This window comes from Bradyrhizobium sp. MOS002, from assembly GCF_003020115.1.
In the GTDB taxonomy this organism is placed as follows: Bacteria; Pseudomonadota; Alphaproteobacteria; order Rhizobiales; family Xanthobacteraceae; genus Bradyrhizobium.
In genome coordinates this window covers 53,153-69,478 of record NZ_PYFX01000016.1, presented here as the reverse complement: position 1 = coordinate 69,478, position 16,326 = coordinate 53,153, and the positions used below count along the sequence as shown (strand labels likewise).

Sequence of the window (16,326 nt, the reverse complement as noted above, 5' to 3'; positions counted from 1 at the left end):
GCGCTTTTCGCCAACCTGGGAGGGGGAGTCAATGTTGGGGTGGATCGACCTATCCGCTGTCGTCCCGGACAAGCGAAGCGCCGATCCGGGACGACAATGGAGTAGTTCCTACCGCGGATGTGATCCCGCAAGTTATCCATCCCCGGAATTAAACGCCACGCTGGCTGTTCTCCTTGGTGAACTGATACAACAGAATCATGGCCGCAACCGCATCCTCACGATTTTCCGAGCTTTCCCGCGCCATCAGCTTGCGCCAGGTGCGGCTGGTCTGCGGCGTCATCCTGTTCGCCTATGTGGTCAGCCATTTCCTCAACCATGCGCTCGGCAACATCTCGGTCGATGCCATGGAGATCGGGGTCACCTACCACACGCTGTTCTGGCAGTTCCTGCCTGTAACGATCGTGTTCTACACGGCGGCGCTCACGCATATGGGGCTCGGCATCTACGCGTTGTATCAGCGCCGGCAGTTCCGCTGGCGGACGGTCGAGCCGTTGCAGCTCGTGCTGGGCTTGAGCATCCCCGCGCTGGTCATGGCGCATGTGATCGGCGTGCGCCTCGGCCAGACGCTGTACGGACACCAGAAACTCTATCCGCAGGAACTGTATCTGTTCTTCGTCGCGTCCAACCGTATCTGGACCATGACGATCCTGCTTCTCATCGCCTGGGTGCACGGCTGCATCGGCATCTATTTCTGGCTTCGCCTCAAACCGTTCTTCACGCGCGCGGCGCCCTATCTGCTCGCGGCAGCCGTGCTGATCCCGACGCTGTCGCTGCTGGGTGTCTATCAGGGTGGCCGCAGCGTCGAGATCGAGGCCGACGATGGAGAATGGCGGACGCATAATCTCACGCGCCGCCAGGTCGGCACGGTTGCCGAGGCCACGACGCTCGAGCGCATCACCGGGGGTCTCACCGCCGGTTATCTCGGATTGCTCGCCCTGGCGCTGGCCGCACGCGGCGTACGGGCCTGGCGCGAACGGCGCGGTGGCATGATCGCGCTGTCCTACGGCAACGGCAAGACGGTGCGGGTGCCAAAAGGCCTCTCCGTGCTGGAAGCGAGCCTGCGCCACAATGTGCCGCATGCCAGCGTCTGCGGCGGCCGCGCCCGCTGCTCGACCTGCCGCATCCGCATCATCGGCGATCATGGCGCCCTGCCCGAGCCGTCGCAGCGCGAGGCGTTCGTGCTCACCCGTGTCGGCACCAGCGATCCTTCGATCAGGCTGGCCTGCCAGCTGCGGCCGACGTCGGATCTCTCCTTCTTCCAGCTCTTCACCGCGCATACCCTGACGGCGAGCACACAGGCCTCGACGCCCGCCAGAATCGGCCAGGAGCGCTATCTCGTCAGCCTGTTCGTGGACATGCGCGGCTCGACGCAGCTGGCCGAGAAGCGGCTGCCGTTCGACACCGTGTTCATCGTCAATCGCTTCCTCGGCGCCGTCTCGCAGGCCGTGATCGAGAATGGCGGCCAGCCGAACCAGTTCGTCGGCGACGGCATGCTGGCGCTGTTCGGGCTGAGCGTCGATCCGCAAGAGGCATGCCGGCAGGCGCTGAAGGCCGCCGCCGGCATCGCCAGGCAAATCGACGAGCTCAACGAGCTCCTGAGCCACGATCTGCGCCAGCCGATCCGCTTCGGCATCGGCATCCACGGCGGCGAGGTCATCATCGGCGACATCGGCTATCGCGATCACATCGTGTTCACGGCGCTGGGCGATGCAGTCAACGTCGCGGCCCGCCTTCAGGACATGACCAAGACACTGGCCTGCGAAGCGATCGTCTCGGAGGAAGTCCGCCGCACCGCGGGCCTTGCCGACGATACGCTGCCGCAGCAGGAGGTCGCGATTCGCGGCCGCGACGAACCGATGGCCGTGCGCGTCGTCGCGGACGCCAGGGAGCTGGCGGCGCTCGTCGATCACGGCGAACGCGTCGCGGCGTGAGGCAGCCACGAAGGCGGTGCGCCCCCTCTCCCGCTTGCGGGAGAGGGTTGGGGAGAGGGTGCTTCCGCAATGGGACAATCCGCCAGAGGAGAGAACCCTCATCCGCGCCTTCGGCGCGACCTCTCCCGCAAGCGGGAGAGGTGCACCGTCGTTGCGGCTACGGCTCGGCTCAATCTCTTTACAAGCGTAACACCGGCTTGCTGCAACGCAGCGGCATGGGCCTGCTGCGAAAGCACGAATTGACTTCATCGGGGGCGTTGCGACAGATGAGCGCGAGATCGTGGTGATGACCACGATCAACGAAAAGCTCCGGGAGGAGACCACATGTTCGATCGACGCGACCTGCTCAAAGGAGCGGGCCTTGCCGCTGCTGCGACGGCCCTGAACCCGACCAAGGCGCTGGCACTCGACACCGTCACCCTGCCTTTCGCCAATGGCGAACGTCCCTTGGTGAAATATCCGCAGAAGCGGCCGATGATCGGCCTGACCAGCCGCCCGCCGCAGCTCGAGACGCCGTTCGCGGTGTTCAACGACGGCCCGATCACGCCGAATAACGCGTTCTTCGTGCGCTATCACCTGTCCGACCTGCCCTACAGTCTCGACCCCGACAAGTTCACGCTCGAGGTCAAGGGCAAGGTCGACAAGCCGCTCAAGCTGTCGCTGAAGGACATAAGGAAGATGAAGGCGACCGAGATCGTCGCCGTCAACCAGTGCTCCGGCAACAGCCGCGGCTTCCTGGATCCGCGCGTCGCCGGCGGCCAGCTCGCCAACGGCGCGATGGGCAATGCACGCTGGCGCGGCGTGCCGCTGAAGGCCGTACTGGCGATGGCGGGCGTGCAGAGCGGCGCCAAGCAGGTCACCTTCAACGGCATGGACGGTCCGGTCAGCGACAAGACGCCGGATTTTGTCAAGGCGCTCGACATCGATCATGCCAGCGACGGCGAGGTGATGCTGGCCTATGGCATGAACGGCGAGGACCTGCCGTTCCTCAACGGCTTTCCGCTGCGCCTGATCGTGCCCGGCTATTTCGGCACCTATTGGGTCAAGCACCTCAACGAGATCACGGTCGTCGACAATGTCTATGACGGCTTCTGGATGAAGTCGGCCTATCGCATTCCTGACACGCCGAACAACGCGGTCGAGCCCGGCACCGCACCGAAGGCGACGATCCCGATCAACCGCTTCACGATCCGTTCCTTCATCACCAGTGTCCCCGACGGAGCCAAACTGAAAGCGGGCGGCACGACGCTGCGCGGCATCGCCTTCGACGGCGGCAAGGGCATCAAGGAGGTCGCGGTCTCCACCGACGGCGGCAAGACCTGGACCAACGCCAGGCTCGGCAAGGATCTTGGCAAATACTCGTTCCGTGAATGGACGCTGCCGGTGAAGCTCACGGCGGGCTCCCACGAGCTCAAGGTGCGCGCCACCGGCAATGGCGGCGAAACCCAGCCGGATACGCCGCGCTGGAATCCGGCGGGTTATCTGCGCAACGTCGTCGAAACCGTCCGCGTCACCGTGGCTTGAGGGGAATGATCATGCAGCGCACCGCTCTTCTCGCCATTTCGCTCGCGCTCTCGGCCGCCATCAGTGCCGTGGTCGCGGCGCCCGTCAACTACAAGATCCCGGACGAGGTCGCCGCCTTCAAGCCAGGCCCCAATCTCGAAGTCGTGCAGGGCAATTGCAGCGCCTGCCACTCCGCCGACTACATCAACACGCAGCCGCCGATGAAGGACAAGAAAGGTTTCTGGCAGGCCGAAGTGACAAAGATGATCAAGGTCTATGGCGCCCCCATCGATGATGCCGACGTCGGCAAGATCGTCGATTACCTGGCCGCGACTTATTGACGGATGGCGCGCGGCGCGCGGACCAAGTGACCGCGAAACGGGCAAATCTGGCAAAAACGCCGCGAAGTTGAGCGGAATTCGGCGAAATGCCGATGTGGTTTGAGCTACCAAGCCAGCCACATTCCGCGTATCGTATTAGGACCGAACCGGCCGGTTGGCGGGGACTGGCGGTTCGAGATCTCGGAGGAAGACCAGCGGAGAAGTCGTGATGGCTAAAGGTACGGTCAAGTGGTTCAACCCGACGAAGGGTTATGGATTTATCCAGCCTGCGTCGGGCGGCAAGGATGTGTTCGTGCATATCTCGGCAGTGCAGAAAGCCGGTCTGTCGTCCCTGAACGAAGGACAGACGGTGGAATATGAAGAGATCGCAAACCGAGGCAAAAGCTCCGCAGAGAACCTCAAAGTATAAGCCCGCCAGCGTTTGCTAACTCCCGGATCGATCCGGGAGCCGGGCCAAGAAATTTAGAAGACGGTCAGTGCATTCGACGACAGGCGTTGCGATTGCACACGGAGAGCTATTTGCCCGCGAAGACCGCCCGTTCGACGCCACAGCAATGACAATCGCGACGGCACTCCGTTAGTCCACCGGCAATGGTGCGTCGCGCTTGATCTCTTCCATCACCGCATAGGTTCGCGTTTCGCGCACGCCCGGCATCGACAGCAAGGTCTCGCCGAGGAAACGTCGATACGCGGTCATGTCCGCCAGCCGCGCCTTCACAAGATAGTCGAAGCCGCCGGCAACCATGTGACACTCCAGCACTTCGGGCGCGAGTTTCACTGCGCGGGCAAAACGCTCGAAATTGTCGGGCGTGGTCTTGTCGAGCAGCACTTCGACGAACACCAGGAGCCCGAGGCCGAGCCGGTGCGGGTTGAGCCGCGCGCCATAGCCCTCGATGAAGCCCTCTCGCTGCAAACGCTTCAGCCGCTCGCCGATCGAGGTCGGGGACAGCCCGATGCGTTCCGCGAGCTCGACATTGGCGATTCGCCCGTCTTGCTGCAGAATCGAGAGAATTTTCCGGTCCGTTCGATCTAATTCCATATTTCATAAGGCAAACTGACAAGGCAGCTTCATTTTCTAAGCCAAATTGGCTAAATTGTCTATCGAGCTCAGGTCGCGTGGGCATTATCCTGGATTGAGTTACAGGACACGCCATGCCGGACATTCCACCTCGTTTCATCGCCCCCTACGCGCCCGATGATGCCGATATCGCCGCGCGCCTCTTGCCATCTGCGCATCTCGGCGCGCCGCAGGAGGCGCGGATCGATCGCACCGCGACGCGGCTGATCGAAGCCATCCGCAAGCGCGACGGCGGTCTTGGCGGGGTCGAGGACATGCTGCGGGAGTTCGCGCTCTCGACCAAGGAAGGGCTCGCCTTGATGGTGCTGGCCGAGGCGCTGCTGCGCGTGCCGGACGCGCGCACCGCCGACCAGTTCATCGAGGACAAGCTCGGCGAGGGCGACTTCATCCACCACGAGACCAAGTCCACGGCCTTCCTGGTCAACGCTTCGGCCTGGGCATTGGGCCTCTCGGCACGGGTGATCCAGCCCGGCGAGACGCCCGACGGCACCATCGGCCGGCTGGTGAAGCGGCTGGGCGCACCAGCCGTGCGCACCGCCACGCGCCAGGCGATGCGGCTGATGGGCAATCATTTCGTGCTGGGGGAGACCATCGAGCAGGCGCTGGAGCGGGCCCGGCCGCGCTCCGGCGAGCGGCCGCGCTATTCATTCGACATGCTCGGCGAAGGCGCGCGCACGGCCACTGACGCCAGGCGCTATTTCGACGCCTATGCCAGTGCCATCGAGACCATCGGCAAGGCGGCCGGCAACCATCCCCTGCCCGACCGGCCCGGCATCTCCGTCAAGCTCTCGGCGCTGCATCCGCGCTTCGAGGCGATCAGCCGCGACCGTGTGATGAGCGAACTGGTGCCGCAATTGCTGGACCTGGCGCAGCGCGCCAAGGCCCACGATCTCAACTTCACCGTCGATGCCGAGGAAGCCGACCGGCTGGAATTGTCGCTCGATGTGATCGCGGCAACGCTTGCCGATCCCTCGCTCGCCGGCTGGGACGGATTTGGCCTCGCGATCCAGGCCTATCAGAAGCGCGCCGGCGACGTGATCGACTATGTCGATGCGCTCGCCCGCGCGCATGACCGCAGACTGATGGTGCGGCTGGTCAAGGGCGCCTATTGGGACACCGAGATCAAGCGCGCGCAGGAGCGCGGGCTCGACGGCTACCCCGTGTTCACCCGCAAGGCGATGACGGATTTGAACTACGTTGCGTGCGCGCAAAAGCTGTTGAGTCTGCGGCCGCGCATTTTCCCGCAATTCGCCACCCACAACGCGCTGAGCGTCGCGACAGTGCTGGAGCTTGCCGGTGCGCATGGCGGCTTCGAATTCCAGCGCCTGCATGGCATGGGCGAGGCGCTCTACGAGCAGCTCGCCAAGGATCATCCCGAGATCGCCTACCGCACCTACGCCCCGGTCGGCAGCCATCGCGACCTGCTCGCCTATCTGGTGCGGCGACTGTTGGAGAACGGCGCCAACTCCTCCTTCGTGGCGCAGGCGTCCGATTATCGTGTGCCGGTTACGGCGTTGTTGCAACGTCCGGCGGACGCCATCGTCCGGCCGCAGCAGGCGGCCCATCCCAAAATTCCGCTGCCGGGCGATCTGTTCGCGCCGGAGCGGCGCAATTCGCGCGGGGTCGAGTTCGGCGCGCGCGCCGCGCTCGACCGGCTGCTGACGGAGGTCAAGGCCGAGACGGCCGACCTCAAGCCTGTCACTGAGGCAACGCCGGATCAGGCCAATGCGGCAGTGGCTGCGGCGCGCGCGGGCTTTGCGGCCTGGAGCCGGACGCCCGCAGCCACGCGCGCGGCGGCGCTGGAGCAGGCCGCGCATCTTCTGGAGAACCGCGCGCCCCATTTCATCGCGCTGCTGAAACGCGAGGGCGGCAAGACGCTCGACGATGCGCTGTCGGAGCTGCGCGAGGCCGCCGACTTCTGCCGCTATTATGCCGCGCAGGGCCGCAAGCTGTTCGGCAACGATGTGGCGATGCCGGGCCCGACCGGCGAGAGCAATGCGCTGGTCATGCGCGGCCGCGGCGTCTTCGTCGCGATCTCGCCCTGGAATTTTCCGCTGGCGATCTTCCTCGGCCAGGTCACCGCAGCTCTGATGGCCGGCAACAGCGTGGTGGCCAAGCCCGCGGAGCAGACCCCGCGCGTCGCGGTCGAGGCGGTGCGGCTGCTGCACGAGGCCGGCATTCCCATAAGCGCGCTGCACCTCGTCACCGGCGACGGCCGCGTCGGCGCCGCGCTGGCCGCGCACCCCGATATCGCCGGAATCGTCTTCACCGGATCGACCGAGGTCGCGCGCAGCATCAACCGGGCGTTGGCGGCCAAGGACGGGCCGATCGTGCCGCTGATCGCGGAGACCGGCGGCATCAACACCATGATCGCGGATGCGACCGCGCTGCCCGAGCAGGTCGCGGACGATGTCGTCACCTCGGCGTTTCGTTCCGCCGGCCAGCGCTGCTCGGCGCTGCGGCTGCTGTTCGTGCAGGAGGACGTCGCCGACCGGATGATCGAGATGATCGCGGGCGCCGCGCGCGAGTTGAAGATCGGCGACGCAAGCGACGTCGCGACCCATATCGGGCCGGTGATCGATATCGAGGCCAAGCAGCGCCTCGATGCGCACATCGCACGCATGAAGAGAGAGGCGCGGCTGCACTTTGCCGGCACCGCGCCGGAGGGCTGCTTCGTGGCCCCGCACATCTTCGAACTCAAGGATGCCGGCCAGCTGACCGAGGAGGTGTTCGGCCCGATCCTCCACGTCGTACGCTACCCTGCCGAAAATCTCGAACGCGTCCTGCAAGCCATCGAGCGCACCGGCTACGGGCTGACGCTCGGCATCCATTCCCGCATCGACGATACCATCGAGGCGATCGTCGACCGCGTCCAGATCGGCAACATCTACGTCAGCCGCAACATGATCGGCGCCGTGGTCGGCGTACAGCCGTTCGGCGGCCATGGCCTGTCCGGAACCGGCCCGAAAGCCGGCGGCCCGCACTACCTCGCGCGCTTCGCGACCGAGCAGACCGTGACGATCAACACCGCAGCAGCCGGTGGCAACGCTGCCCTGCTCGCAGGGGATGAGTGAGGCGCGGCGAGGAGCGTTGCATCCCGCCGAAACATCGGTCTAATGCTGCCCGTGACGTGGCCCTCGCCAATTCCAGCGCGCGGGAAACAACACGAGCGAGGGAGCAACGCCGCGATGGAAAAGGGCATTTTTGCAGGGCTCAAGGTGCTGGATTGCGCAAGCTTCATCGCAGCGCCAGCGGCCGCGACCGTGCTGTCGGATTTCGGCGCCGATGTCGTCAAGATCGAACCGCCCGGCGCCGGCGATCCCTACCGCAATCTGCCCAACATTCCGGGCTATCCGACCAGCGAGCACAATTTCGCCTGGCTGCTTGAGGCCCGCAACAAGAAGAGCATCGCGCTCGATCTCTCCAAGCCGGAAGCGCAGGCCGTACTCTACAAGCTCGTGGAAGAGGCCGACGTCTTCATCACCAACATGCCGCCGCCGGTGCGCGCCAAGCTCGGCATCACCTATGATCACCTCGCCCATCTCAATGATCGCCTGATCTACGCCTCCTTCACCGGCTATGGCGAAAAGGGCGAAGAGGCCAACAAGCCCGGCTTCGACAGCAACGCCTATTGGGCGCGCTCCGGCCTGATGGATCTCGTCCGGGCCGATACCGACACGACGCCGGCCCGCTCGGTCGCCGGCATGGGCGACCATCCCTGCGCCATGGCATTCTACGGCGCCATCGTCACCGCGCTATACCAGCGCGAAAAGACCGGCAAGGGCTCGCATGTCGCCTCCAACCTGATGGCGAACGGCGTGTGGGCGGCGAGCGTGCTGGCGCAGGCAAAGCTCTGCGGCGCCAAGTTCGCCGAGCGGCGGCCGCGCGAACGCGCGTTGAACGCTGTCGCCAACCACTACCAGTGCAAGGACGGCCGCTGGCTGATCCTGTCGCTGCTGAGCGAGGAGAAGCAGTTTCCGACGCTGGCCAAGTGCCTGGGCCGCGAAGACCTCATCACCGATCCGCGCTTCGCCACCAAGCCCGACCGCCACGCCCGCTCGGTCGAGCTGATCAAGATCTTTGACGAGACCTTTGCGACCAGGGATCTCGCCGAATGGCGCAAGATCCTCGACGGCAACGGGCTGGTGTTCGGCATCGTCGGCATCCTGGACGACATCCCGAACGACAAGCAGATGCTCGACAACGAGGTTCTGGTGCCGTTCGAGAACGACACCATGCTCACCATCTCCAGCCCGATCTGGATCGACGGCGCCAAGAAAGTGCAGCCGCGCAAGCCGCCCGGCGTCGGCGAGCACAGTGACGAGATTTTGCGTGGCGCGGGATACGACGAGGCCGCGATCAAGCAGCTGCGGTCGCAGGGGGCGGTGGGGTAGGCAACACGCTGCCGCAATCCCGTCATTGCGAGCGCAGCGAAGCAATCCAGAATCCCACCGCGGATGCATTGCTGGATTGCTTCGCTACGCTCGCAATGACGACGTCGGGACATCGCGGTATAACAATTGGCAAAGTCATCCGCGAGGTCCCATGCCCAGCTACCGACTGCACTACTTCCCCGAATCCGGCAACAGCTACAAGCTGGCGCTGATGCTGACGCTTTGCGGCGAGAGGTTCGAGCCGGTCTGGACCGACTTTGGCGGCGGCGTCACGCGCACGGCGGAATGGCGCAAGAGCGTGAACGAGATGGGCGAGATTCCCGTACTCGAAGTCGACGGTGTGAAGATGACGCAGACCGCGCCTCTTCTGCTGAAGCTCGCCGAGCAATACGGTCGTTTCGGCGCCGAGACGGCGGACGAAAACTTCGAGCTGCTGCGCTGGCTGTTCTGGGACAACCACAAGCTCACCGGCTACATGGCGACCTATCGCTTCATGCGGGCGTTCACCGAGAAGAACGACCCGCAGGTGCTGAAGCATTTTCGGCGGCGGCTCGAGGACTTCCTCGGCATTCTCGACGGCCATCTCCAGCACAATGAATTCGCGATCGGCACCAGGCCGACCGTCGCCGATATCTCGATGATGGCCTATCTGCACTATCCGAGCGACGAGCACGGCTTCGATTTCGCGGAAAGCTATCCCGCCATCCACGCCTGGCTTGGCCGCATGGCCGCACTGCCCGGGTGGAAGCCGGCCTACGAGCTGCTGCCCGGCAAGCGGATGACGAATTACGCGAAGTGAGGGCGCCGACTACTTCAGCGCCAGCCAGCCAAGCGTGAACAGGATCCCGCCGACGATGACGACCGCTACGATGGCCGAGATGCTGACGCGAACGCTGCCGGTGACCTGCTTGGCCTCTTCATTCTGCGCGATCTCGCGATTGCGCTCCTTGTTGGCTTCGCTGGAGTCCGTCATGGGTCATCCAAACCGGTTCGAGACAGCCTAACGCGTCTTGATGAAGCACATGCCGATGCGGCGCGACGCCGCGGCGGCCTGACACGTCAATCCTTTAGCACAGCTCCATGACGTAAAACTCCTGTCGGCCGATCCCGATCCCGCATTTTCCAGGGAACAATGCGCGCCCCAGCCGTCCTGATATTCGGTCCCGGCCAGCTCAGTGCTGCCGCGGGTCTGCGGCCGGCTGGCAAATCCGCGTGAGAAATCAGGACGTTTGCCTGTGGCCATCGCGGTCAGGATGTCGCGGCGGCGGACCTGGTCGCCAAGAAAATGCGGCGAGGCCGGCACGATGGTAGCGTTGGACGGCTTGTCCGCAAGCCAATCGACGCCCGGGAAATGCAAGCCGCCGATGCCGCGGGTCTGGTGGCAGCCGGCACAGGTGACGTCGTTGAGGCGACGCTGGAAACCCGCGACCGAGCGGACGTTCTGCATATCGATGCCGCGCGCCGCCGCCTGCTTCAGCGCACCAACCACGTCGCTGTCCGAGAAGACCGGCTCGCCTTGCCCCTCTCCGTTGCCCTCCCCTTGCATCATCCCGAACTCCGGCTGCAAGGGAGAAGCATCGAGGCCGGCCGGCGTCGGCACCACCGCAGCCTTGGCCAGGAATTTTTCCGGAATCAGCACCGTGCCGCGATCGAAGTCGCGAAGATGATCGGGCGCGAGCAACCAATCCTTGAAGTCGCGCCGGAGATCGTTGTCGGCGAGGATGCGGTCACGGTCGATCTGGTTCTCCAGCGTCGATTCCGCGAACGTCTTCGAAGCGGCGTCGTACTTGAACACCTTGAGCAGGTAGTCGGAGCGGAAATCGTGCAGCGCCGATTTCGCTGCAACCGAGATCTGAACGTTGGTCTCGATGCGATCGAGCATCGCATCGTAAGGATAAGAGCTGCTGCCGATCAGCCCCTGCCAATTGCCATTGCCGAGCCAGCGTCGCGCCACCTCGGCGCAGGTGATCGGCGAGCCGCTCGTATCCGTCTGCCGCGCATCGCGCGCCTTCATCACCAGATTGAGCGTCATCGGCAGCCGCGTTGCCGTTCTGCCGCCGTCCGGCTTGGTCTCGAAACGCGCGAGACGATAGATCAGCCTGATCTCACCGCAAGAGTCTTCCGAGACATAGGCGCGGTCCATGCGGTTGACGATGCCGGCCAGCACGAACCGGGTGTCGCGAGATTTCAGATTGGACCGATCGAACAATTGCACGTCGAAGCCTTCGCCGACGCCGATGGTCTCGGTCGGATATGCGGCTCTCTGCCGGGCGACGTAGCGGTCGATCTCCGCCTCGATCGCGGGAGGAATGTCCTTGAGCTGGGGCAACCACGAGAACATCAGATCGGTCGTCAGCGGAAAGTCCGCGTTCCGCTCCGGCCACAACAGGCGCGAGATCGTGAGCGCATCGCGCCGGTCAAGCTCGCGCAGGAGATCGGGATCGGTGATCGCCGTGCCGCGCGCCAGTTGCGCGTTCTCCGCGGCCAATAACGACACGATGCCGCCGAAAAATACGGCGGCGGCAAAGAGAATTCGCAACGCGCGGTTCATGCCCTAGGTAACACCGCGCAGGGACGGCTATTCAAGCAAAAAGGCGCTTCACATGGTGGTGAAGCGCCCCTTCGGAAATCGGATCTGAGCCGTTCAGCGCGCGACGATCAGCCCCTTGCTGGTGACGACCACCCAGCGGCCGTCCTGACGGCGGATCGCATCGACACGGCCGACGCCCGGGATGGGGTCGCCGGCATAGACCTCGTAAAGGCCACCGCGGCCCTCGATCAGCGCGCCGCCGTTGGAGACGTCGCGCAGCACCCAGCCTTCGACCGTCGGCAGCCGGCCGACCTCGGTCTTGGGTGCGGCGGGAGCCGGCGCAGCTGCCGCGGTCGCAACCTGGGTCGGCGCGATCGAGCCGGTGGTCTCACGGGCCGGCACGGCGGCTGCGGCCTGTGCGGGCGCCGCAGGCGGCGTGGCACGGAGCTTGTCGACGGTCTCCGACAGCTTTGCGATTTTGGCCATCGGCTCGGCCTGCGCCTTCTCGAGCTTGTCGAGGCGGTCGTTGGTCCGGTTGAACTGGCCGAGGCCGGTCTTGGAGGTGTGCTCGACGTTGGCCTTGAGCGCGACGACATCGGCATCGATCCGAGCGACCGAGGATTCCAGCGCGCTGGTGTCGGCGACCTGTGCCGGCGCGGGGCTTGCGAAGTGCATCATCCCTGCGGTCGCGAGCGCGCCGCTGATGGCGCCGACACTGGCCGCAATCGCCACCACCGCGGCCATTGCCGACAGGCGGCGCTTGCCGCCGGTCTCGCGCTGCTCGTCTGCCTTCACATGCGGCGCAAACTCCTCACGGTCCCAGGACCGCTCCGCGGGGGCCATGACGATGAGCGTGCCGGGCTTTGGCTCGGATTTGGTCTCGGCTTTGGCTTCGAACTTGGGCACCTCGATCCGCGGCGGCTCAATCTTGATCGGATCGGGCTTGACTGGATCAGGCTTGGGCGGCGCCTCGTGGTCAGGGGCAATCGAAGGGGCCTCGATCCCCGCAGCCTCGACGGCTTGCGGCGCGGTCGCGGCGGCTTCGACGACGCTCGTCTGCTCACCGGTCGTTTGGGCAGCCTGCTCAGCCATTGGTTCGCTCACAGTTCGAATACTCCACTCTGGATTGACCTTTTGGTAACTTTCATTGCTTGCGAAATCCTTACTTCGGGACCCGCTTACCGAAATTTTAGGGAGTCATCCGGGGCCGAATTGGGCCGGGAACGTGGAACCGGTGTGGCGGGTATGAAACAATTTGTAACCGGGCGAAGATGAACGGCCGCGCAACGGACGTCCCAAAGGCTGCGCGGCCTCCGCGTGGTCAACGACGGGCGTGGATGACGCCCGCTCCGTCCACATCACCGTCCGTCACATCACTACCGGCGCATCCGGTAGCTCGTTCGCATGCGAGCCCCGCGGCGGGAAATGCTTTGCGAGCTCCCGGGACACGGCGTCGATGCCGCCGATCACGCCGCGCTCGAACTGGCCCGACCTGAATTCGGCTTCCATCGCGCGGCAGATCCTCTCCCAGCCCTCGGCGCCAACCTTCGTATCGATACCGCGGTCGGCGATGATCTCGACATCGCGGTCGGCGAGCAGGAGATAGATCAGGACGCCGTTGTTGTGCGCGGTGTCCCAGATGCGCAACTGCGAGAACACGTCGAGCGCGCGCTCGCGCGCCGGCTGGTTGCGAAACAGCGGCCCGCCATCGAGCGCGCCTTCGACCACGAAGCGAACCTGCCCGGAATGCATGGCTTCGCCGCGCTTGATCGCCTGCTCGATGCGGTCGAGCACGCCCTTTGGGAACACCTGCTTGGCACGCCAATGGTGCTGGAGCAGATGCCGCGTGATGCGTCTGATGCTCATGACCTACCAGCTCCCCGAAGCACCGCCGCCGCCAAAGCTGCCGCCGCCGCCACTGAAGCCGCCGCTCGACGACGACCCGCTGCTCCAGCCGCCGGATGACGAGCCGCTCGACCACGAGCCGCGACGCGAGGATCCCGTGCCCGATCCCGCCCCAAACAGATCGGCAATAAACGTCAGGACTGCGCCGAGCACACCGACGCCCAGTCCGATGACCGCGGAGCCGATCACGAACCAGGCGAGGACACCAACGATCGCTCCGGTTATTCCCGAACCGAACAGCCGCCCGAACATGGAGCGCAGGATGCCGCCGATGACCAGCGGGCCGAACAGCAGGAAGTAAAAAAGCGGCTCGACGTCGTTCCAATCGCCGAAATTGACACTGCGCGAGGGCGTCGGCAGCGGCTCGCCATCGATGACGCGAAGCATGCGGTCGACGCCCGCCGTGATGCCGCCGGCGAAATCACCACTCCTGAATTTCGGCGTGATGGCTTCATCGATGATGCGCCGCGACGTGACGTCGGTGAGCGCGCCCTCGAGGCCGTAACCGACCTCGATGCGCAAATGCCGGTCGTTCTTGGCGACCACCAGGACAGCGCCGTCGTCGATCTTCTTGCGCCCGATCTTCCAGGCCTCCGCAACCCGGATCGCGAATTGCTCGATCGTCTCCGGATCCGTCGTCGGCACGATCAGGACGGCGACCTGGCTGCCCTTGCGGGTCTCGAGGTCCTGCAGCTTTTGCGACAGCGCGGCGATGTCGCCACTGGAGAGCGTGCCGGTCTGATCGACCACGCGGCCGGTGAGCTGGGGGATGGCGACGTCGGCTGAGGCGGGGAACGCAAAGGCGAACAGGAGCGCGACTATGATGGCAACACGCCACCACACGCTCGGTGTCATCGCCCGGCTTGACCGGGCGATCCAGTACTCCAGAGACGCCGGCGGGATACGGTGAAGCCGCGGCGTACCGGATTCCCCGCTTTCGCGGGGAATGACAGCTGTGGGTGGGGCGAAGCGCGTTCGCAAAACAGCGCGCACTTACTTCGACGGCGCGGGCGCCGGATTGAAATCGACCTTCGGTGCGGTCGAGATTTCCTTCTCGTTCCCGACCGTGAAGTTCGGCTTCTCCTTGTAGCCGAACATCATCGCGGTGAGGTTGCTCGGGAACGACCGGATGGTGACGTTGTAGTCCTGCACCGCCTTGATGTAACGGTTGCGCGCCACCGTGATGCGGTTCTCGGTGCCTTCGAGCTGCGACATCAGATCCTTGAACAGCGCATCCGACTTGAGCTGCGGGTAATTTTCGGTGACCACGAGCAGCCGCGACAGCGCGCCGGAGAGCTCGCCTTGGGCGGCCTGGAATTTCTGGAAGGCCGCGGGATCGTTCAGCACCTCGGGCGTCGCCTGGATGCTGCCGACCTTGGCGCGGGCATTGGTGACGCCGAGCAGCACGTCCTTCTCCTGCTGCGCAAAACCCTTCACCGAGTTGACGAGGTTGGGCACGAGATCAGCGCGACGCTGATATTGGTTCACGACCTCGGACCAGTTGGCCTTGATCTGCTCGTCCTCGCTCTGGATCGCGTTATAGCCGCAATTGGTGAGGCTCAACGAGGCCAGCGCCGCCAGCACGGTCAGGATCTTGCGCATCAAATTTCTCCCGGTGGAATCGGGCGCAAGCTACCAGATTGCGCGCACGAGATGCCAGACATCTTGCGTCCGGACCGAGGCCGCGAAAAGCAGCCGATGTACGCAAGCCTCTTGCTTAATCCCGGCTGTAATAGTCAACTCAAGGGAACAATAATACCGGGTCGGGAACGCCAGGGGAACGCGATGAGCTCGTTCGAGACCATCCTCGTGGAGAGGCCGGAGCCGGCGATTGCCCGGGTGGTGATGAACCGGCCCGACGCGCGCAACGCGCAGAACCTGCAAATGACCTACGATCTCAACGCCGCCTTCGATGAGGCGGTGCAGGACGATACGGTCAAGGTGATCATTCTCGCCGGCAACGGTCCGCACTTCTCCTCAGGGCATGACCTGCGACCCGGCAGCAAGAATGAAGCGGGCGTCGATTTTCCGCCGATCGGAAATTGGGGCGGCTTCGCTGAATCAAACGCCCATGGCCGCTTCGCGCGCGAGCAGGAGATCTATCTCCAGATCACGCGGCGCTGGCGCAACCTTGCCAAGCCGACAATTGCAGAGGTGCACGGCAAGTGCATCGCCGGCGGCCTGATGCTGGCCTGGGCCTGCGATCTCATCGTCGCCAGTGACGATGCGCAGTTCTGCGATCCCGTGGTCGCCATGGGTGTCTGCGGCGTCGAATGGTTCGTGCATCCCTGGGAGCTCGGCTCGCGCAAGGCCAAGGAGTTTCTGTTCACCGCCGACGCATGGAGCGCGCAGGAGGCGCACCAGCTGGGCATGGTCAACCGGGTCGTGCCGCGCGCGGAGCTGTCATCGCGCGTGCTTGAGCTGGCGCGCCGGATCGCGTCAAAACCGTCCTTTGCGCTGAAGCTGACCAAGGAGGCGGTGAATCGTTCGGTTGACGTGATGGGCCAGCCGGCCGCAATCGACCAGGCCTTTGCGCTGCATCAACTCTGTCACGCCCATAATCTTCAGGAATTCGGCATGATCGTCGATCCATCCGGCCTGCACCCCTCCGTGCGCAAGCCGCCGGCGGCCGCGGAGTAGACGC

15 protein-coding genes are annotated in these 16,326 nt (G+C 64.7%); 8 read left to right on the top strand and 7 right to left on the bottom strand.

Going from position 1 to position 16,326, the window contains the following annotated elements; translation table 11 throughout:
• The first annotated feature begins 197 nt into the window (after positions 1-197).
• From C7G41_RS30100 to C7G41_RS30085, 4 genes are all read left to right on the top strand, one after another.
• On the top strand, positions 198-1,931 hold the full coding sequence (locus C7G41_RS30100) for an adenylate/guanylate cyclase domain-containing protein (protein ID WP_106945931.1): 1,734 nt from the start codon (positions 198-200) through the stop codon (positions 1,929-1,931).
• A gap of 324 nt (positions 1,932-2,255) precedes the next feature.
• Complete coding sequence (locus C7G41_RS30095; RefSeq protein ID WP_106945930.1) at positions 2,256-3,455, top strand: molybdopterin-dependent oxidoreductase; 1,200 nt, start codon at positions 2,256-2,258, stop codon at positions 3,453-3,455.
• A gap of 11 nt (positions 3,456-3,466) precedes the next feature.
• Positions 3,467-3,775: a cytochrome c gene (locus C7G41_RS30090; protein ID WP_199198690.1), complete on the top strand. Its 309-nt coding sequence runs from the start codon at positions 3,467-3,469 to the stop codon at positions 3,773-3,775.
• Positions 3,776-3,983: 208 nt separating this feature from the next.
• The gene (locus C7G41_RS30085; RefSeq protein WP_007596519.1) at positions 3,984-4,184 is read left to right on the top strand and encodes a cold-shock protein; all 201 of its coding nucleotides are present in this window, start codon (positions 3,984-3,986) and stop codon (positions 4,182-4,184) included.
• Positions 4,185-4,352: 168 nt separating this feature from the next.
• On the opposite strand, the gene C7G41_RS30080 is transcribed toward C7G41_RS30085, so the two are convergent.
• Complete coding sequence (locus C7G41_RS30080) at positions 4,353-4,814, bottom strand: Lrp/AsnC ligand binding domain-containing protein (RefSeq protein WP_007596520.1); 462 nt, start codon at positions 4,812-4,814, stop codon at positions 4,353-4,355.
• Positions 4,815-4,927: 113 nt separating this feature from the next.
• On the opposite strand from C7G41_RS30080, the gene putA reads away from it, so the two are divergent.
• The 3 genes from putA (at position 4,928) to C7G41_RS30065 (ending at position 10,046) form a co-directional block, all read left to right on the top strand.
• Positions 4,928-7,927 carry a bifunctional proline dehydrogenase/L-glutamate gamma-semialdehyde dehydrogenase PutA gene (gene putA / locus C7G41_RS30075; protein WP_106945928.1) on the top strand — a complete coding sequence of 1,000 codons (3,000 nt, stop codon included), beginning with the start codon at positions 4,928-4,930 and terminating at the stop codon, positions 7,925-7,927.
• Between the two features lie 114 nt (positions 7,928-8,041).
• Positions 8,042-9,247: a CaiB/BaiF CoA-transferase family protein gene (locus C7G41_RS30070; RefSeq protein ID WP_106945927.1), complete on the top strand. Its 1,206-nt coding sequence runs from the start codon at positions 8,042-8,044 to the stop codon at positions 9,245-9,247.
• Between the two features lie 151 nt (positions 9,248-9,398).
• The gene (locus tag C7G41_RS30065) at positions 9,399-10,046 is read left to right on the top strand and encodes a glutathione S-transferase family protein (protein ID WP_106945926.1); all 648 of its coding nucleotides are present in this window, start codon (positions 9,399-9,401) and stop codon (positions 10,044-10,046) included.
• A gap of 9 nt (positions 10,047-10,055) precedes the next feature.
• Here C7G41_RS30065 and C7G41_RS37985 read toward each other — a convergent pair whose 3' ends face one another.
• From C7G41_RS37985 to C7G41_RS30035, 6 genes are all read right to left on the bottom strand, one after another.
• Positions 10,056-10,220, bottom strand: a complete 165-nt coding sequence (locus C7G41_RS37985; protein ID WP_199198689.1) for a hypothetical protein — start codon at positions 10,218-10,220, stop codon at positions 10,056-10,058.
• Positions 10,221-10,247: 27 nt separating this feature from the next.
• A complete protein-coding gene (locus C7G41_RS30060) occupies positions 10,248-11,798 on the bottom strand; it encodes a hypothetical protein (RefSeq protein ID WP_106945925.1) in 1,551 nt (516 codons plus the stop codon).
• 93 nt (positions 11,799-11,891) lie between these two features.
• Positions 11,892-12,869: a hypothetical protein gene (locus tag C7G41_RS30055; RefSeq protein WP_199198688.1), complete on the bottom strand. Its 978-nt coding sequence runs from the start codon at positions 12,867-12,869 to the stop codon at positions 11,892-11,894.
• A 276-nt stretch (positions 12,870-13,145) separates the two neighbouring features.
• Positions 13,146-13,643, bottom strand: a complete 498-nt coding sequence (locus tag C7G41_RS30050) for a TPM domain-containing protein (protein ID WP_106945923.1) — start codon at positions 13,641-13,643, stop codon at positions 13,146-13,148.
• A 3-nt stretch (positions 13,644-13,646) separates the two neighbouring features.
• Complete coding sequence (locus C7G41_RS30045; RefSeq protein ID WP_106945922.1) at positions 13,647-14,537, bottom strand: YgcG family protein; 891 nt, start codon at positions 14,535-14,537, stop codon at positions 13,647-13,649.
• Positions 14,538-14,675: 138 nt separating this feature from the next.
• Entirely contained in the window at positions 14,676-15,284 is a 609-nt protein-coding gene (locus C7G41_RS30035; RefSeq protein ID WP_106945921.1) for a LemA family protein, read from the bottom strand.
• A 183-nt stretch (positions 15,285-15,467) separates the two neighbouring features.
• Here C7G41_RS30035 and C7G41_RS30030 point away from each other — a divergent pair, with 183 nt between their 5' ends.
• A complete protein-coding gene (locus C7G41_RS30030; RefSeq protein WP_106945920.1) occupies positions 15,468-16,322 on the top strand; it encodes an enoyl-CoA hydratase in 855 nt (284 codons plus the stop codon).
• The last annotated feature ends 4 nt before the right edge of the window (positions 16,323-16,326 follow it).

Excerpts from the sequence above, each read along its gene's own strand:
- C7G41_RS30100 (WP_106945931.1), top strand. The coding sequence starts at position 198 with ATGGCCGCAACCGCATCCTCACGATTTTCCGAGCTTTCCCGCGCCATC.
- C7G41_RS30095 (WP_106945930.1), top strand. The coding sequence starts at position 2,256 with ATGTTCGATCGACGCGACCTGCTCAAAGGAGCGGGCCTTGCCGCTGCT.
- C7G41_RS30090 (WP_199198690.1), top strand. The coding sequence starts at position 3,467 with ATGCAGCGCACCGCTCTTCTCGCCATTTCGCTCGCGCTCTCGGCCGCC.
- C7G41_RS30085 (WP_007596519.1), top strand. The coding sequence starts at position 3,984 with ATGGCTAAAGGTACGGTCAAGTGGTTCAACCCGACGAAGGGTTATGGA.
- C7G41_RS30080 (WP_007596520.1), bottom strand. The coding sequence starts at position 4,814 with ATGGAATTAGATCGAACGGACCGGAAAATTCTCTCGATTCTGCAGCAA.
- putA (WP_106945928.1), top strand. The coding sequence starts at position 4,928 with ATGCCGGACATTCCACCTCGTTTCATCGCCCCCTACGCGCCCGATGAT.
- C7G41_RS30070 (WP_106945927.1), top strand. The coding sequence starts at position 8,042 with ATGGAAAAGGGCATTTTTGCAGGGCTCAAGGTGCTGGATTGCGCAAGC.
- C7G41_RS30065 (WP_106945926.1), top strand. The coding sequence starts at position 9,399 with ATGCCCAGCTACCGACTGCACTACTTCCCCGAATCCGGCAACAGCTAC.
- C7G41_RS37985 (WP_199198689.1), bottom strand. The coding sequence starts at position 10,220 with ATGACGGACTCCAGCGAAGCCAACAAGGAGCGCAATCGCGAGATCGCG.
- C7G41_RS30060 (WP_106945925.1), bottom strand. The coding sequence starts at position 11,798 with ATGAACCGCGCGTTGCGAATTCTCTTTGCCGCCGCCGTATTTTTCGGC.
- C7G41_RS30055 (WP_199198688.1), bottom strand. The coding sequence starts at position 12,869 with ATGGCTGAGCAGGCTGCCCAAACGACCGGTGAGCAGACGAGCGTCGTC.
- C7G41_RS30050 (WP_106945923.1), bottom strand. The coding sequence starts at position 13,643 with ATGAGCATCAGACGCATCACGCGGCATCTGCTCCAGCACCATTGGCGT.
- C7G41_RS30045 (WP_106945922.1), bottom strand. The coding sequence starts at position 14,537 with ATGACACCGAGCGTGTGGTGGCGTGTTGCCATCATAGTCGCGCTCCTG.
- C7G41_RS30035 (WP_106945921.1), bottom strand. The coding sequence starts at position 15,284 with ATGCGCAAGATCCTGACCGTGCTGGCGGCGCTGGCCTCGTTGAGCCTC.
- C7G41_RS30030 (WP_106945920.1), top strand. The coding sequence starts at position 15,468 with ATGAGCTCGTTCGAGACCATCCTCGTGGAGAGGCCGGAGCCGGCGATT.